Genomic DNA, 16,429 nt, shown 5'->3' with positions numbered 1-16,429 from the left:
ACGCCACCGGACGGTCGGCACTCGATCAGAGGAGTCCTAGTTCGGCGGACTCGGTGTCGGTGAAGAGGCGGGAGCGGATCAGGAAGCGGACGCCCTCCGGGGCCTCCACCGAGAATCCGCTGCCGCGGCCTTTCACCACGTCGACAGTGAGCTGGGTGTGCTTCCAGTACTCGTACTGGTTCGCGGACATCCAGAAGCCGATCGGCTTCTCGACGCCGTCGACCGCCAGGTCACCGAGATGCACGTCCGCCGACCCCGTTCTGAATTCACCGTCCGGGTAGCACATCGGCGAACTGCCGTCGCAGCATCCACCGGACTGGTGAAACATCAGCGGACCGTGCATCCCGGTGAGGCGACGCAACCACTCCGCCGCCTCGTCGGTGAGCAACACCTTCTCGACCATGTGCTCAGAAGAACCCGAGCTTCGAAGGGCTGTAACTGACCAGCAGGTTCTTCGTCTGCTGGTAGTGGTCGAGCATCATCTTGTGGTTCTCCCGGCCGATCCCGGAGTTCTTGTACCCACCGAACGCCGCGTGCGCCGGGTAGGCGTGGTAGTTGTTCGTCCACACCCGACCGGCCTGGATCTCCCGCCCGGCGCGGTACGCGGTGTTGATGTCCCGCGACCAGACGCCCGCGCCCAGCCCGTACAGGGTGTCGTTGGCGATCTTCATCGCGTCCGCGTAGTCGTCGAACTTGGTCACCGAGACGACCGGCCCGAAGATCTCCTCCTGGAAGATCCGCATCTTGTTGTCGCCCTCGAAGATGGTCGGCTGGATGTAGTACCCGCCGGCCAGGTCGCCGTCGAGCTCGGCCCGCGCGCCGCCGGTGACCACCCGGGCGCCCTCTTCCTTGCCGATCCCGATGTAGGCGAGGATCTTCTCGTACTGGTCGTTGCTGGCCTGGGCGCCCATCATCGTGTCGGTGTCCAGCGGGTTGCCGAGCTTGATCGCCCGGGTCCGCTCGGTCGCGTCACCGAGGAACTGGTCGTAGATCGACGACTGGATCAGCGCGCGGGAAGGGCACGTACACACCTCGCCCTGGTTCAGCGCGAACATCGCGAACCCTTCGAGCGCCTTGTCGTAGAAGTCGTCCCGCGACGACGCCACGTCGGCGAAGAACACGTTCGGGCTCTTGCCGCCGAGCTCCAGCGTGACCGGGATGATGTTCTCGGACGCGTACTGCATGATCAGCCGCCCGGTCGTGGTCTCACCAGTGAACGCGACCTTGGCGACTCTGTTGCTGGAGGCAAGCGGTTTGCCGGCCTCGACGCCGAACCCGTTGACGATGTTCAGCACGCCCGGCGGCAGCAGATCGTGGATCAGCTCCATCAGTACGTGGATGGAGGCCGGCGTCTGCTCGGCCGGCTTCAGCACCACCGCGTTGCCGGCCGCGAGCGCCGGCGCCAGCTTCCAGGTCGCCATCAGGATCGGGAAGTTCCACGGGATGATCTGCGCGACCACGCCGAGCGGCTCGTGGAAGTGGTACGCGATCGTGTCGTCGTCGATCACCGACACCGAGCCCTCCTGGGCCCGCAGCGCACCGGCGAAGTAGCGGAAGTGGTCGACCGCCAGCGGCAGGTCGGCGGCCAGCGTCTCCCGGACGGCCTTGCCGTTGTCCCAGCTCTCGGCGACCGCGAGCAGCTCGAGGTTCGACTCGATCCGGTCGGCGATCCGGGTCAGGATGTTGGCGCGCTCGGCCGGCGAGGTACGCCCCCAGCCGGGCGCGGCGCCGTGCGCGGCATCCAGCGCGGCCTCGACGTCCTCGGCCGTGCCGCGGGCGATCTCGGTGAAGGTCTGACCGGTGACCGGAGTCGGGTTCTCGAAGTACCCGCCCTTGACCGGCGGCACCCATTCGCCGCCGATGTAGTGCTCGTAGCGCGATTTGTACGTGACCGGGCTGCCATCCTGCCCGGGAGCTGCGAAGATCGTCATAGGTCCTCCTTGACACCAGGTCGACACAGCGACGTTGGACCGAACCTAGGCGCGGGGACGTTGCATCGACGTTGCATGCGTACGGGCGTACTGCGGAGTGAGGCGGATGGACACAGCGGACCAGGCTCGCCGGCTGAGCGAGCTGTACGAAGAGGTGCTCGGCGGCGGCCGCGTACCGGGTGTGCCGCGCCCGCTCGTCGCCGCCTCCTGGGAGCGCTCCCTCGCCGCCGCCGTCGACCCTGAGGCGGACGCGGCCGCGGTCGTCCTTGATCCCGACGTGCTCGCCGCGCTGCGCGCGAATCATCCGCTGCAAGCCGTCCTGCCGGTGCTGCGGCAGACGTTGACGACGATCGCCGACGAGGCGTCGCACATCATGATCATCACCGACGCGCAGGGGATGATCCTGTGGCGCGAAGGTTCCGCGCAGGTCAAACGACAGGCCGACCGGATCGCACTGTCCGAGGGCGCGATCTGGGCCGAGGACCAGATCGGCACCAACGGGATGGGTACGGCGCTCGCGGTCGGCCAGCCGGTACAGATACATTCCGCCGAGCACCTCGTACGCCGAATCCACGAGTGGACCTGCGCGGCCGCGCCCGTACACGATCCCGACACCGGGAAGCTGCTCGGTGCCGTCGACGTCTCCGGCCCGTTGCGGACCGTCCATCCCGCGATGGTCGCGTTGGTGACGGCGGCGGCCCAGCTCGCCGAAGGACAGTTGCGGGTCCGGATGGCCGCCGCCGACGAAATGCTGCGTGCTCGCAACATGCGGCATCTGATGGCGCTCGGCAACGCACCCGGCGCACTACTGACCCCGACCGGCCGCGTACTCGCGGTGCAGCCGCTCGAATGGCTGCCCGATCGGCTCGTCGTACCCGACGGCGCGGAGCGGATCGACCTCGGCGACGGGCGCGAGGGTCTGGTCGAGCGGTTGGACGAGGGGTTCCTGCTGCGGATGCCTGGGTCGCCGGTGCGGCGGTTGCGGCCGACATTGCGGCTGAAGCTACTCGGCTCCGGTCAACCGATTGCTGTGGTCGGCGGTCGCGAGATCGCGCTCACCTTGCGGCGGGCCGAAGTACTCGCGCTGTTGTTACTGCATCCGACCGGGCTGACCGCGGAGCAGCTGATGCTTCAGCTCTACGGCGACGAAGGCAACCCGACAACCGTACGCGCCGAGATGCACCGGCTGCGAAACCTGCTCGGCGGTGGCGTACTCGACACGAAGCCGTACCGGATCATCGCCGACGTGACGGGCGACGTGACCGACGTACAAACAGCCATCCGCGAAGGCGATCTGGGCGCGGCGCTCGAGCTGTACGCCGGGCCGCTGCTCGCGCGCTCGGACGCACCCGCGCTGCGCGCCGAACGGGACGAGCTCGAAGCGACCGTCCGGCGCGCGGTGCTCGACGCCGATGACCCCGATCTGCTCTGGCGTTTCGCCCAGACCCCGACCGGCGCCGAGGACCTGGAGATCTTCGAGCTGCTCGACGCCCACCTCCCCGCCACCGACCACCGCCGCCCCGCGGTCACGGCCCGGCTGCACCGTCTGGACGCCCTCTAAGAGTTCCGAGACGCCCTCTAAGCTCGCCACGTGACGAAGCCGATCCCGCGCGCGGAGAGCCAGGCCCGGACTCGCGAACGATTGCTGGCGGCGGCCGCCGAGCTGTTCGCCGAACGCGGCGTGCACGGAGCATCCGTCGAGCAGATCGCCGAACGGGCCGGTTACACCCGCGGCGCCTTCTACGGGAACTTCGCCGGCAAACCCGAGCTGGTCGCTGCGCTGCTGGACGAGCGGACGCAGCGGGAGTACGCCGAGATCGTCGCGATCGTCGCCGGCCCAGACCCGGTCGCCGCCCTCCGCGACTGGCACCGGCGGCGTACCGCCAACGAATCCGGCTGGCTCACCTTGCGACTCGAACTCCTCCTGTACGCGGTCCGGTCCGGAGGTGCCGTCCGTGACCAGGTCCGAGCCCGCGAACGCTTCGCCCGCGCCGCCCACGCCGAAGGCCTCCGCCGCGCTGGTCCTGAAACCGGCCAGCAGGACAGCGCCGGCCTCGAGCAGCTCGCGCTGATCGTGCACGCGCTCGAGGACGGTCTGCTGATCCAGCGCGCGATCGACCCCGACGCCGTACCCGCCGAGGCAGTCGTCGACGCATACCTGAAAATCACCCGCGCCTGGCTGGAGTAACTCAGATACAGTTCTGTATATGAACTCCGTACGCACCTTCCGCGTCATCGTCCGCGGCGAGTTCACCGGACTGACCGCGGACCAGCGCGACCAGCTCCGCGCCGAGATCGCCCAGCACGACCTCCTCCTGGCCACCTACAGCGAAGCCGGCGACCTCTCGTACGACGAGTCGCTGCGGCCGTTCACCATCCGCTGCCAGGTGGTCCAGCCCGCCGACCGCCCCGACCAGGACGCCATCGACCACGGCCTGCTGACCGCCGGCGACCTACTCGACCAGCGCGGTCTCCCCCACCACCGCCTTCGCGCGACCGCCACCTGCTTGGAGGACATCAAGATCCCCCATCGGAAGCGGACTGGTAAAATATCCACGACATGATCTACGATGCGCGTGAGAAAATTTCCATCCCGGTGGCTGCCGGGTCACTGCCGAAGACCAAACTTCGAAGTGACGAGGCCGACACCTCCATGACTGACGAGTAACCAACCAATAACATCGCTGGTATGCAGATCCTCGCCATCGTCGTCTCGCTCGCGGTGACCCTCGTCGCCGTCGCGTTGTTCGGCAAGACGATCGGACACATCGTGTCCGTGATCAAGCTCGGGCAGCCGGCCGCCCGGACCGACGAGCCGGGCAAGCGGACGGTCACCCTGGTCAAGGAATCCCTCGGCCACACCCGGATGCTGCAGTGGAGTCACATCGGGGTGATGCACTGGTTCGTCGCCTTCGGGTTCATCGGGCTGGTCCTGACCCTGGTGACCGCGTTCGGCCAGCTGTTCGACCCGCACTGGGCGCTGCCGATCATCGGGCACTGGTTCGTGTTCGAGTGGGTCAGCGAGGCCCTCACCTGGACCGGTCTGATCTCGATCATCGGCCTGATGATCTACCGGCTGATGCACCTGCCGCGCGGTGACAAGCCACGTTCGTCCCGGTTCTACGGTTCGACGTCCTGGCAGGCGTACTACGTCGAGTACACGATCCTCGGCGTACTGATCTGCATCCTGCTGCTCCGCGGCCTGGAGTACCAATTGGGCGAGCAGGACAAGTTCCACTTCCCGATGACGTTCTTCCTCGGCAGCGGCTTCTTCGGCGGGCTGAGCGAGCACGGCCTGGAGAACGCGGTCTACCTGGTCGCGATGATCAAGATCCTGATCTCGTTCGCCTGGATGATCACGATCTCGCTGAACGCGACGATGGGCGTCGCCTGGCACCGCTTCACCGCCTGGCCGAACATCTGGTTCAAGCGCGAGGCCGACGGCGGTACGGCCCTGGGCGCGCTGCAGCCGATCATGGTCAACGGCGCCCCGATCGACTTCGAGAACATCGACGAGCTCGACGAGGACGCGGCGCTCGGCGTCGGCAAGGTCGAGGACTTCACCTGGAAGGGCTTGCTCGACTTCACCACCTGCACCGAGTGCGGCCGCTGCCAGTCGCAGTGCCCGGCCTGGAACACCGACAAGCCACTGTCGCCGAAACTGATCATGATGGGCCTGCGCGAACACGCGTACGCGAAGGCGCCGTACCTGCTGGCGTCCTCCGACGACGATCGCAAGTCGCTCTCGCAGCTCGTGCTCGACGAGCAGGAGAAGCCGTTGGTCGGCCCCGCGGACGTTGCGGTCATCGACGAAGAGGCTCTGTGGGCGTGTACGTCGTGCGGCGCGTGCGTACAGCAGTGCCCGGTCGACATCGAGCACGTCGACGCGATCATGGACATGCGCCGCTACCAGGTACTGATCGAGTCGTCGTTCCCGTCCGAACTCAACGGACTGTTCAAAGGCCTGGAAAACAAGGGCAATCCGTGGAACATGAACCCGTCCGGCCGGATGGACTGGGCCAAGGACCTGCCGTTCGAGGTCAAGCAGGTCGGCACGGACGTGGAGTCGCTGGACGAGGTCGACTACCTGTTCTGGGTCGGCTGCGCCGGTGCGTTCGAGGACCGCGCCAAGAAGACCACGCAGGCGGTCGCGGAGCTGCTGAACATCGCGGGCGTTTCGTTCGCCGTACTGGGTGATGGCGAGACGTGTACCGGCGACCCGGCTCGGCGGTCCGGTAACGAGTTCGTGTTCCAGCAGCTGGCGATGCAGAACGCCGAGGTGTTCAAGGAGACAGGCGTACGCAAGGTGGTCTCGACCTGCGCGCACTGCTTCAACACGTTGAAGAACGAGTACTCCCAGCTGGGCGTCGAGCTCGACGTCATCCACCACACCCAGCTGCTGAACCGGCTGGTCCGGGACGGGAAGCTGACCCCGGTCGCGCCGGCCGACAGTTCGCTCAACGGGCAGAAGATCACCTACCACGACCCGTGCTACCTCGGTCGCCACAACCAGGTGTACGACGCCCCGCGCGAACTGCTCGACATCATCCCGGGCGCCGAGTACGCCGAAATGCCGCGCAACCAGACGAAGTCGTTCTGCTGCGGCGCGGGCGGCGCGCGGATGTGGATGGAGGAGAAACTCGGCACCCGGATCAACCTGAACCGGACCACTGAGGCGGTCGAGACCGGCGCCGACAAGATCGCCACCGGCTGCCCGTTCTGCCGGGTGATGCTGTCCGACGGCCTCACCGCCAAGCAGGCCGACGGTTCGGCTCGCGAGTCGGTCGAGGTGCAGGACGTCGCGCAGCTGCTGCTGACTTCTGTAAAGCGTTCGGAAAGCTGAGCTGCAACTAGCTGCAAAACCCTTCCTCCCCGGGCGGTCCAGACCATAAACTCCGACGGCTCTGCACCGCCCCGGGGAGGAAACTCAGATGAAACGTCGCGCCCTGCTGGCCGTCGTGGTCGCCGTACCACTGGCCCTCGGCCTCGCCGCCTGCGATCACCAGCCGACCGGCTACCGGCCGTCCGCGCCGACCGATGCGCCGACGGTCAGCAAGACGGTCAAGTAGGCCGCATCCGGCCATTTTCCCACCCTGTTGTGTGAACTTCTCGTAATCTCCCGTTACGGATGTGATCACCTCCAACTGATCGGGTGGGCCGATGCGGAGTACACGACGCAACTTCCTCACTGTCAGCGGAGCGGCGGCCGCGCTCGCGCTGGCCGGCAACCTGCCGGAGATCCGGGCCGCGGCGGCCGGCTGGACCGGCCGCCCGGACCGGCGTGACCCGTTCACGCTCGGCGTCGCGTCCGGCGACCCGCTGCCCGACGCGGTGGTGATCTGGACCCGGCTGGCCCCGGATCCACTCGCGCCCTTCGGCGGCATGGATCGGCGACCGGTCGAAGTCCAGTGGCAGGTCGCCGAAGACGAACAGTTCCACCGGGTCGTACGCCATGGAACGGCGAAGGCACAACCAGAGTCGAGCCACTCGGTGCACGTCGACGTACGCGGACTGCGGCCGTGGCGGCACTACTGGTACCGCTTCCGGGTGAACGGGCAGCTCAGTCCGGTCGGCCGGACGAAGACCGCGCCGGCGTACGACGCGCAACTGGCCTCGCTCTCGCTGGCGTTCGCGTCCTGTCAGGCGTGGTGGGAAGGCTGGTACACCGCGTACGCCGATATGGCGAAGCGGGACCACGACGTGGTGTTCTTCCTCGGCGACTACATCTACGAGTTCGGCATCGACCGGGGCATCCGGCCGCATTCGAACGAGCCGTACATCACCCAGCAGACCGTGACGCTCGACGAATACAGGCAGCGGTACGCGGCGTACAAGCTCGACCCGGATCTGCAGAACGCGCACGCCCGCGCGCCGTGGGTCGTCACGCTCGACGATCACGAAGTCGTCGACAACTGGGCCGACGAAGCGCATCCGAGTGCGCCGCCGGCGCAGTTCCTGGTCCGGCGCGCGAACGCGTTCCGCGCGTACTGGGAGCACATGCCGCTGCGGCTCGCGCAGTTGCCGAAAGGGCCGGACATGCAGCTGTACCGACGGATTCGGTACGGGCGACTGGCCGAGTTCAGCGTGCTCGACACGCGGCAGTACCGGTCGGATCAGGCGTACGGCGATGGAACCAAGGCGCCCGGGCCGGAGACGAAGGACCCTGCCCGCACCATCACCGGTGCGGCGCAGGAGAAGTGGCTGCTGGACGGATGGACGGCCTCACAATCCCGGTGGAACGTGATGGCGCATCAGACCGCGATCGCCCGGCTGGACACGAAGGACGGTCCGGAAGTACTCGTTCCGATGGACACCTGGGACGGGTACGAGGCGTCGCGCGACCGTGTTCTTGGTGGCGCGGCGCAGCGGAAGGTACGCAACCTGGTGTCGATCGCGGGCGACCTTCACCGCAGTGTCGCGTCCGATCTGAAGCTCGACTTCACCGATCCTTCGTCGGCAACCGTCGGCGCCGAGTTCGTCGGTACGTCGATCACCTCCGGGATCGACGGGCAGGACCTGGACGCCGGCGGCGCGACGCTGCTGCGGGAGAACCCGCACATGAAGTTCGGCAACTTCCAGCGCGGGTACGTGAGCTGCACGATCACGCCGCGGCAGTGGATCTCCGACTATCGCGTCGTCGACAAGGTGTCCGTCCAAGGCGGCACCGTCAGTACCCGCGCCAAACTCCTGGTCGAGGACGGCCGCCCCGGCATCTCGGAGGTCCAGCAATGAAGCTCCCCCGCCAAACCGTCGTCGCGGCCGGCACCTTGCTGGCGGCCGCCCTGCTCGGCTCCGGGTCGATGCCCAAGGCAACTTCCGACGTGGCGGTGAGTGTCATGCCGTCGCAGCTCAGCGTCGTTGGTCTGCCCTGCTTTCCGAGCACGCTGAACCTGACCATGACGAACACCGGAACCAAGGACCGGTACGCCGATCTGACGCTGACTCCGAACGGGCCGCTGCAGTTGTCGCGTACGTTGTTCTCGTCGTGGTTACCGGCGGTCGATCCGGATCAGCCGGTGTCCGCGCCGGTCGAGGTGCGCGTACCCAGGGACGCCAAGCCCGGGACGTACCGGATCGGCGTCGAGGTCGACCGCAACCGGCTGACCGTCCCCGTGACCGTGAACCCGCTGCCCACGAAGGGCCCCGGGGACAACCTCATCCTCGGCGAACAAGCCACCGCATCCTCGACACACGGCAACTTCACCCTGTGCGGCGCGGTCGACGGCGACAAGGACTCCGAGCACTGGGACACCCTCACCGGCTGGAACGACGGCACCCGCGCGGCGTTCCCCGACACGTACGACGTCGCGCTCGCCACCCCCACCACCGTCGGCCGGGTCGAGCTGTACACGTTGGACTCCGCCAAGTACCCCGCCCGCACGAACGGCCTCCGCGACTGGGACGTCCAGCTCAAACAGTCCGGCAGCTGGCAAACCGTCGCCCAGATCCGCGGCAACACCGCCGGCCACGTCACCACCACCTTCACCCCTGTCACAGCCGACGCCATCCGCATCCTCTGCCTGGACGGCAACGACCACACCTACTCCCGCATCGTCGAACTGGAGGCATACACCAACTGACAGTTGCCTCGCACAACATCTGCAACAACCTGCAACACCGTGTCGCCAACAAGCTGCATCGTGTTACCTTCCGCCCCAATGAACCCCACCCCCACAACTTCACCAGCCACCACACACCCCGCCAGCGCGGCGCTGACCGCCACCACTCGCCCGGCCTGGACGGCGCTTGCCGTCGTCGCCCGCCCCGTCGGCGCGGCGCTGCTGGCGGTTAGCTGCTGCTTGGCGGCGGGTTGTTCGAGTGACGAAGCCGTCCACCCGCCGAGCACCTCACCGAACGCGACCCCCACCACCCCGGCCGGCAACCCGCTCAAGCTCAGCGACCTCCCCCACGATCCACAGGTGATCTGGCGCGAGGACCTCGACTACGACCGCACCGCAACCAACGAAGACGTCACCCTGGTACCAGGCTCGTACGAGATCCGCGCCGTCTGCTCCGCCCCGGCCGCCCTGAAGATCTCGGCCAACGGCGGCGCACCCCAAGATCTCACCTGCTCGTCGGCGTACGCCCCCGGCCTCAAGATCTGCACCACCAAACCCGGCCTGACCCTCACCATCCGCCGAACCTCGGACCCCCAGGTAGACCTCGTCTGGCAATTGGGCCGAACCACCCCCACCAGCTGCCCCACCACCCCACCAACGACCACCCCCACCGGCCCCGCCCGCGGCTGACCCTTGCCTCAGTCAACCGTTTGATACAAACCACCTGGGCGACGGGCGCGTACTGCGGCGTCGACTGTTCGTTCAAGGCGAAGTACGCCTCAGGAACCGCCGCGACCACCCGGACCACGGCGATCGGCTCGCCCCGAAACCCGAGCCGTCTGCGGCCTTGAACTTCCCGGGCGACCGTCACCGGCCGACCGACCACCGGTCCGTTGTGCCTTCAGCGCATCCGCGACGAGCAACTCCACCGACCAGTTGGCTTCCAACGCCGGGGTGATCTTCTGAAACCACCGGTCGATCGCATCCCGACCAGCCTGATCCCCGGTCGTCGACTTCGCTTCGTCACACAGCCGCTTCGCGCCGGCCGGTGAGATATGACGTAGCCCCGCGGCAAACTCCCCCGTCAGGTCCCGCCCAGGCCCCGACCGAAGTTGCTCGGTGAGTGCCTTGCCCACCGGATCGTCATCGCGGTACTGGACGGCGTGCCCGTCCCTGGTAATCACCCAGCGGTGCGCCGCCCGCGATTCGTCCACGGTGAGCTTCGAGACGTGCGCGACCTCACCATCGCGATCGAACGTGGCCCGCGCCCGCAGCGCGATCCCGCCCGGCGCCCGCCTGCCGTGCTCCGACTCAGCCGACATCCAGCGATTCTCCTCGGCCTGTTCTCAGTTGAGTGCCACGAGCACATTCACCAGTACGACCACCGCGACAATCACCCCGACCAGGCCCAACATCGTGCCGAGCCCTTTCCGCTTCACCTTCGTGTGCCCGATACTCCCGGACGTGAACTGGTGATACGGCGACGCGTAGAAAACCGGCACGGCCTGATTCGGCTGCACCATACAGTCGAGCGCAGCCTTCCCGTACGTGAGAATCCACTGCGACTGAACCTCAACCCGCAACGGCCCCGCCGGCACCGGAATGTCATTCCGCCCGTACTTGACCGGCACCGGATACCCGTTCAACCGCACCGTAGGCGGCACCAAATTGGAAGTCATCGCACTACCCTGCACAGTCAACTGCAACATCCCCATAGCCTGCTGCGCCTGATAATGCGGCTGCTGATACCCCTGCTGCGGCTGATACTGCTGCTGGGGCGGCTGCGCCTGCTGGGGCTGCTGCGGCGGCTGAAACTGCGACGGCTGCTGCTGATAGCTCATCCGCCAAACGATAGAGCCTCACCACCAATCCAAGCAGCCCCCCAAAGCCAACTAATGCAACAACCACCCACCCCACCCTCAAACCCCACGCCACACCCACCCCACGTACTCCCTCTCCGCTCGCCAGCTGGTCCCCCAATCGCCAAGACGGACCTGCCCGAGGCGGATCACCCGGCGATCGTTGGGCAGAGCCACGAGATGACCGCCTGGTTCGCCCTCACCCAAGGCCGCTTCCGCCAGGCCGTCGACGCATCCCAACTCGGTCAGGCAGTTGCCCAGGGCACCAGTGCCCCAGTCCAACCCTTCGCCCAGGAAGCCAAGGCGCTGCCGCGGATAGCGCGGGACGACGTGCAGGCAAGCGAGTACGCCACATCCGTCATCGGCGACAACATCGCACCGGACGGCACCGAGTTGAGCCCGATGCGGATCTCAGAGTGCAGGCTCACGCTGGCATTCGTCGCCGGCCGCCAGGGCGACCTGGAGCAGGCCGTCGACCTCGGCGTCGAAGGGCTCGAGGACGGTCGCCAGAGCAAGGTTCACCTCCGGATGATCGCCAGCGAGCTGGACCAGGAGCTACAGCGGCGCTTCCCCGGTGAAGTGACTCTCAGCGGCTTGAGTGACGCGATCCGAGCAGTCTGAATCGTCAACCGCCACCCTCCGCGGCCCGCCGGCACGAATGGAGTCGCCAAGCCCGCAAACAGGCTGTGCTCCTACTCGCTGTCCAGCGCGGCCCGGATCGCGTCCTCGGTCAGGCCGGCGGAGGCGGCAGCTATCTCATACGGCGAGACGAAGGACGGGAACCGTCTCTCGAACACGGCGCCGGTCAAACGTGTGACTGAAGCGTTTGTTTCGTATACGGCGGCCACTGTTGCATCGGTCAACGTTCCGGAGACGCGCGTACACGGACTTGATCGGACCGTTCCGCGACCTGAGACACGCCCGAAGACCTCGGACCTGGGATGAGCTGTGGAGCGGGTGACGAGAATCGAACTCGCACTGTCAGCTTGGGAACAGAGTTGTCATCCCCGCGCGACTCACGCTCAGCGCCACCGAGCCGGTTCCCCGGACCCGAGTGACCACTGTTGACCGCCTCTACGCGCCGCACACCGCCCGATCGGGCACGAATCGGGCACGCGCGCAGGCACAGGGGCGCCCCGGAAGCCATGAAGCACGACGGATCATGACTACATTTCGCGCACAGGTGGAGCGGTCAGGTCGGCAAGGCGGGGGAATCACGTGCTTACATGCCGACCTGACCAGACTTAGGACATCTCCCTGCGGATTCGGTCGGCAACGTCGCTCACGTCGTCGCGGGCGATCGTCGGACCGGACTGCCCGGCTAGCAGCCGATCGACGTAGTCGGCCGCACCCAGATGCCTCCCTCGAAGCCTTCGCTGTATCCGCGTCGCCAGGGCGAGTACCGATTGCGCAGGCGGCGTACGCGCCGCTTCACTTGTCCAGCCACTCCGCACCCGTCTCGTCTCGGTGGTAGCCCCGGTGCTGGCCGAGGACGCATCTCTGGCCGGTCTTCGGGTTGTTGCCGTCACAGTCAATGTCCTGCGCCGCTCGCAGGACGGGCCATTCTGCAGCGTCGCGCTCCAGTCCCCGCGTTATGTCGTTCATGTTCGGAGCATGCTCGACGCGGTACCCGGAATCGATGATTCCCGCGTATCCCTTGCCATCGGGAGACAGGGATACAGAGCGTGGGTGACACTGGGGTTATGTCGTTCGGGAGCCGCCTCCAGGAGTACCGCGACCATCGCGGGTGGTCGCTTGGTGACCTGGCACGGGTAACGCACTTCAGCCGGTCCTACCTGTCGAATATCGAGAACGGCCGGAAGCCGGCGACCGACGATGTCGCGAGGGCCTGTGACGCGGCATTGCGGGCGAAGGGTGAGCTGATCGCGGCGGCCCGACAGGACGCGGCAGCGAGGCTCAACGAAACGCCCTGGCAGACGGCCGAGCTGGTCTCACGCTTGCAGTCGTCGGACACGACGCCGAACACGATCGAGTCGCTTCACTCGACCGTTGAGGAGCTGTGCTGTCAGTACAACCGGCGAGACGCCCTGGAACTGCGCGAGGAGGCTCACGAATGGCTGCAGTACGTCGGGAGCCTCCTACGTCGTCCGGTTGGTCTCAGGGTGCATTCAGACCTGTTGGTGGCCGGCGGTTGGCTCGCCCTGCTCGCCGGGTGTGTTGAGTACGACCTCGGGATGGGAACAGCGGCGGAATCCACACGCGTAGCAGCCGCCCAGCTCGGCGCGGAGGCCGGCCATCCGGAGATCGTGGGGTGGGGCCACGAGATGACCGCCTGGTTCGCTCTGACCCAAGGACGATTCCGGCAGGCCGTCGAGGCATCCCGACGCGGTCAGGCAGTTGCCCAGGGCACCAGTGTTCAAGTCCAGCTCCTCGCCCAGGAGGCAAAGGCACGGGCGCGCCTTGGAGAATCTGGGCTATCGACGCTACTCGAGTCCGGACGTGACCTGCTCGCCGAACTGCCGTACCCGGACCGACCGGACAACCACTTCAAGGTCGACCCTGCGAAATGGGACTACTACTCGATGGACATCCACCGAATGGCGCGGGACGACGTGCAGGCAAGCGAGTACGCCACATCCGTCATCGGCGACAACATCGCACCGGACGGCACCGAGTTGAGCCCGATGCGGATCTCAGAGTGCAGGCTCACGCTGGCGTTCGTCGCCGGCCGCCAGGGCGACCTGGAGCGGGCCGTCGACCTCGGCATCGAAGGGCTCAAGGACGGTCGCAAGAGCAAGGTGCACCTCCGGATGATCGCGAGCGAGCTGGACCAGGAGCTGCGGCGACGGTTTCCGGGAGAGGAGTCGGTAGCGAGCTTGGAGGAGGCACTCCGAGCGGTCTGAGGGCGGCCGCGGGAGGCGCTAGTCAGGCACCCTAGCTCGGCCCACACCGCTCGATCTCCGATGTTTCATTCGCGAGTCGGCAAGAACTCGGTACGGCTCGTGTCGATCGCAGTGACGCCGACACGCACCACCGAGGGTCCACGGCCGATCCGTTCGACTTCTCGCGGGCCGTGCACGGCCCGCCCTGATTGCCAAGTCAACCGTTTGATGCAAACCACCCAGAGCGCTATCGGGCTCACCCCAAGCCGGAAGAATAGGGGTGGCGAGGCAACCAGAGCCAGGCCCGTCGTCCGGGCGCTCCGAAGTAGGAATACAGCGGGTGGCCAGGCGATGACTGGTCACCCGCAGCACCTCGGATGGGCCGGTCAAGCCGGAGGACGATGACGGCGCGGCCGGCGTCCTGGTGGGGGTCGGCTAATGGCGTGTTGATGGCACGGTCGCTCGGTCGATGACGGAGCAAACGGAAGCCCAGGTCTGGGGAGTACCCCTCGGACCTGGGCTTTGTCATGTCTTGACGAGTGGAGCGGGTGACGAGAATCGAACTCGCACTGTCAGCTTGGGAAGCTGATGTTCTGCCATTGAACTACACCCGCGTGCTGCCGGTGGTGCTGGCAGCGGTGATGAGCATAGCTGATGGGAGGGGCGGGGGGCACGTCGGGGCCGCGTGGCGGGGCGGAACGGGGAGTGAATTGTTGCCACGTCAGGGGTCAGGTGGTGGCTGGGTGCATCGAAAACGGGGCGTGGGCGGTTTGCGCGGGGGGTTCTTGGGCAGTTTTTCACAAAGGGCGCGTTCAGGGCTGGGCAGGTTGGTCATCTTCTGGCAGATTAGAACGCGTTGCCGGGGGCAACATTTGACGCAACGTGAGGATGATGCGGTCCTCGCACGGACCGGACAAGATGGTTGCGGGGCAACTGGATGAAGGGGTGAACGGTGGCAACTGACACTACTGACGCGGTGGACAACCTGGAGAAGGAGCTCGTCACGTTGGCGCGGCGGCTGCGTGGTCTGCAGCGGACGCTGTCCGACGAGGCACACCCGGACCTGGAGCCGGCGCAGTACGCGTTGCTGAACCATGTCGAGGAGCTGGCACCAGTACGGATGGCCGACCTGGTGGCTGCGCTCGAGGTGGACAAGGGACCAGTCAGCCGGGCCTGCGCGCGGCTGGAGGAGGAGGGCCTGCTGAAGCGGGCGGCCGACAAGTCGGACGCGCGCGCGACGCTGCTGACCCTGACGGCGGCCGGCAAGCGGAAGCTGACGGCGGCCCGGAAGAAGCGCCACAAGGTGATCGAGGACCTGCTCAAGGACTGGTCCCCGACGCAGGTGAAGACCTTCGCCACCCAGGTGTCGAAGTTCAACAAGCTGGCCGACTGAAGTAGTTGCCTCAGGCCCAGGTTCCGGTACGGCCGGCCTGCGGTGCGGATCGCCGGAGAGCTGAGGGCTCCGGACTCCCACCACCGCCTGGGCCATTTCAGCGGTGAACGTCCGCGGTTACCCGTTCGCCTCTCGCCTGCGAGGGGCGAACGGTGCGTTTGAGGGGTGAACCACGCAAATGGACCGGACGCGACTGGGCGGACGGGCGGCGCGCTGCTAACGTGCGACCGTGCTGCTCTCCGACCGTGACATCCTGGCCGAGCTCGACGCGAAGCGGGTCCAGCTGGAGCCGTTCGATGCTGCGATGGTGCAGCCGTCGAGCGTCGACGTACGGCTGGACCGCTTCTTCCGGGTGTTCGAGAACCACAAGTACCCGCATATCGACCCCGCCGAGGAACAGCCGGATCTGACCCGGCTGGTGGAACCGGACGGCGAGGAGCCGTTCATCCTGCACCCCGGCGAGTTCGTGCTCGGCTCGACGTACGAGCTGATCACCCTGCCCGACGACGTCGCCGCCCGGCTCGAAGGCAAGTCGTCACTCGGCCGGCTGGGCCTGCTGACGCACTCGACCGCCGGCTTCATCGACCCCGGCTTCTCCGGGCACGTGACGCTGGAGCTGTCGAACGTCGCCACCCTGCCGATCAAGCTCTGGCCCGGGATGAAGATCGGCCAGCTGTGCTTCTTCCGGCTGTCCTCGCCGGCCCAGCACCCGTACGGTTCGGCCAAGTACGGCTCCCGGTACCAGGGTCAGCGCGGCCCGACGCCGTCACGCTCGTACCGCAACTTCCACCGCTCCGACCTCTGACCGTACGCAAAAGGCCCCGGGAGTAGTCCCGGGGCCTTC

The 16,429-nt window shown here is 66.9% G+C and carries 16 protein-coding genes and 1 tRNA gene; 12 read left to right on the top strand and 5 right to left on the bottom strand.

Features of this window, described 5'->3' with window-relative positions; genetic code table 11:
• Positions 1-25: 25 nt before the first annotated feature.
• Both HDA44_RS27680 and adh read right to left on the bottom strand, forming a co-directional pair.
• Complete coding sequence (locus tag HDA44_RS27680; protein WP_184839311.1) at positions 26-403, bottom strand: DUF779 domain-containing protein; 378 nt, start codon at positions 401-403, stop codon at positions 26-28.
• Positions 404-407: 4 nt separating this feature from the next.
• Positions 408-1,931, bottom strand: a complete 1,524-nt coding sequence (gene adh, locus HDA44_RS27675; RefSeq protein ID WP_184839309.1) for an aldehyde dehydrogenase — start codon at positions 1,929-1,931, stop codon at positions 408-410.
• A 106-nt stretch (positions 1,932-2,037) separates the two neighbouring features.
• Between adh and HDA44_RS27670 the strand changes: the two genes are divergently transcribed.
• The 8 genes from HDA44_RS27670 to HDA44_RS27635 all read left to right on the top strand — a co-directional run bounded on the left by HDA44_RS27670 (position 2,038) and on the right by HDA44_RS27635 (position 10,180).
• Complete coding sequence (locus HDA44_RS27670; RefSeq protein ID WP_184839307.1) at positions 2,038-3,492, top strand: GAF domain-containing protein; 1,455 nt, start codon at positions 2,038-2,040, stop codon at positions 3,490-3,492.
• 30 nt (positions 3,493-3,522) lie between these two features.
• Positions 3,523-4,119 (top strand): TetR family transcriptional regulator, encoded by a 597-nt coding sequence (locus HDA44_RS27665; RefSeq protein ID WP_184839305.1) that lies wholly within the window; start codon positions 3,523-3,525, stop codon positions 4,117-4,119.
• Between the two features lie 19 nt (positions 4,120-4,138).
• Complete coding sequence (locus HDA44_RS27660; protein WP_184839303.1) at positions 4,139-4,495, top strand: DUF6204 family protein; 357 nt, start codon at positions 4,139-4,141, stop codon at positions 4,493-4,495.
• Positions 4,496-4,620: 125 nt separating this feature from the next.
• Entirely contained in the window at positions 4,621-6,774 is a 2,154-nt protein-coding gene (locus HDA44_RS27655) for a (Fe-S)-binding protein (RefSeq protein WP_184839301.1), read from the top strand.
• A gap of 88 nt (positions 6,775-6,862) precedes the next feature.
• Positions 6,863-7,000, top strand: coding sequence for a hypothetical protein (locus tag HDA44_RS27650; protein WP_184839299.1), 138 nt, complete (start codon positions 6,863-6,865; stop codon positions 6,998-7,000).
• Between the two features lie 91 nt (positions 7,001-7,091).
• On the top strand, positions 7,092-8,663 hold the full coding sequence (locus HDA44_RS27645) for an alkaline phosphatase D family protein (RefSeq protein ID WP_184839297.1): 1,572 nt from the start codon (positions 7,092-7,094) through the stop codon (positions 8,661-8,663).
• Positions 8,660-9,511, top strand: a complete 852-nt coding sequence (locus HDA44_RS27640; RefSeq protein ID WP_184839295.1) for a galactose-binding domain-containing protein — start codon at positions 8,660-8,662, stop codon at positions 9,509-9,511. The genes HDA44_RS27645 and HDA44_RS27640 overlap by 4 nt, the downstream gene beginning before the upstream one ends.
• Before the next feature lie 78 nt (positions 9,512-9,589).
• Positions 9,590-10,180 carry a hypothetical protein gene (locus tag HDA44_RS27635; protein WP_184839293.1) on the top strand — a complete coding sequence of 197 codons (591 nt, stop codon included), beginning with the start codon at positions 9,590-9,592 and terminating at the stop codon, positions 10,178-10,180.
• Positions 10,181-10,269: 89 nt separating this feature from the next.
• Here the strand turns inward: HDA44_RS27635 and HDA44_RS27630 are convergent, their stop codons facing one another.
• Together HDA44_RS27630 and HDA44_RS27625 are read right to left on the bottom strand one after the other, a co-directional pair.
• Positions 10,270-10,812 (bottom strand): hypothetical protein, encoded by a 543-nt coding sequence (locus HDA44_RS27630; protein ID WP_184839291.1) that lies wholly within the window; start codon positions 10,810-10,812, stop codon positions 10,270-10,272.
• A 24-nt stretch (positions 10,813-10,836) separates the two neighbouring features.
• A complete protein-coding gene (locus HDA44_RS27625; RefSeq protein WP_184839289.1) occupies positions 10,837-11,331 on the bottom strand; it encodes a hypothetical protein in 495 nt (164 codons plus the stop codon).
• Positions 11,332-11,529: 198 nt separating this feature from the next.
• On the opposite strand from HDA44_RS27625, the gene HDA44_RS27620 reads away from it, so the two are divergent.
• Both HDA44_RS27620 and HDA44_RS27615 read left to right on the top strand, forming a co-directional pair.
• Entirely contained in the window at positions 11,530-11,970 is a 441-nt protein-coding gene (locus tag HDA44_RS27620) for a hypothetical protein (protein WP_184839287.1), read from the top strand.
• Positions 11,971-13,052: 1,082 nt separating this feature from the next.
• On the top strand, positions 13,053-14,213 hold the full coding sequence (locus tag HDA44_RS27615; RefSeq protein ID WP_184839285.1) for a helix-turn-helix domain-containing protein: 1,161 nt from the start codon (positions 13,053-13,055) through the stop codon (positions 14,211-14,213).
• 519 nt (positions 14,214-14,732) lie between these two features.
• On the opposite strand, the gene HDA44_RS27610 is transcribed toward HDA44_RS27615, so the two are convergent.
• Positions 14,733-14,806: transfer RNA gene (locus tag HDA44_RS27610), tRNA-Gly, on the bottom strand.
• A 338-nt stretch (positions 14,807-15,144) separates the two neighbouring features.
• Between HDA44_RS27610 and HDA44_RS27605 the strand changes: the two genes are divergently transcribed.
• Together HDA44_RS27605 and dcd are read left to right on the top strand one after the other, a co-directional pair.
• Entirely contained in the window at positions 15,145-15,585 is a 441-nt protein-coding gene (locus tag HDA44_RS27605) for a MarR family winged helix-turn-helix transcriptional regulator (RefSeq protein WP_184839283.1), read from the top strand.
• Positions 15,586-15,814: 229 nt separating this feature from the next.
• Positions 15,815-16,390, top strand: a complete 576-nt coding sequence (gene dcd / locus HDA44_RS27600) for a dCTP deaminase (protein WP_184839280.1) — start codon at positions 15,815-15,817, stop codon at positions 16,388-16,390.
• Positions 16,391-16,429 lie beyond the last annotated feature (39 nt).

Origin of the sequence: Kribbella solani (assembly GCF_014205295.1) — a bacterium.
GTDB lineage: Bacteria > Actinomycetota > Actinomycetes > Propionibacteriales > Kribbellaceae > Kribbella > Kribbella solani.
This window is presented reverse-complemented; position numbering and strand designations above follow the sequence as displayed.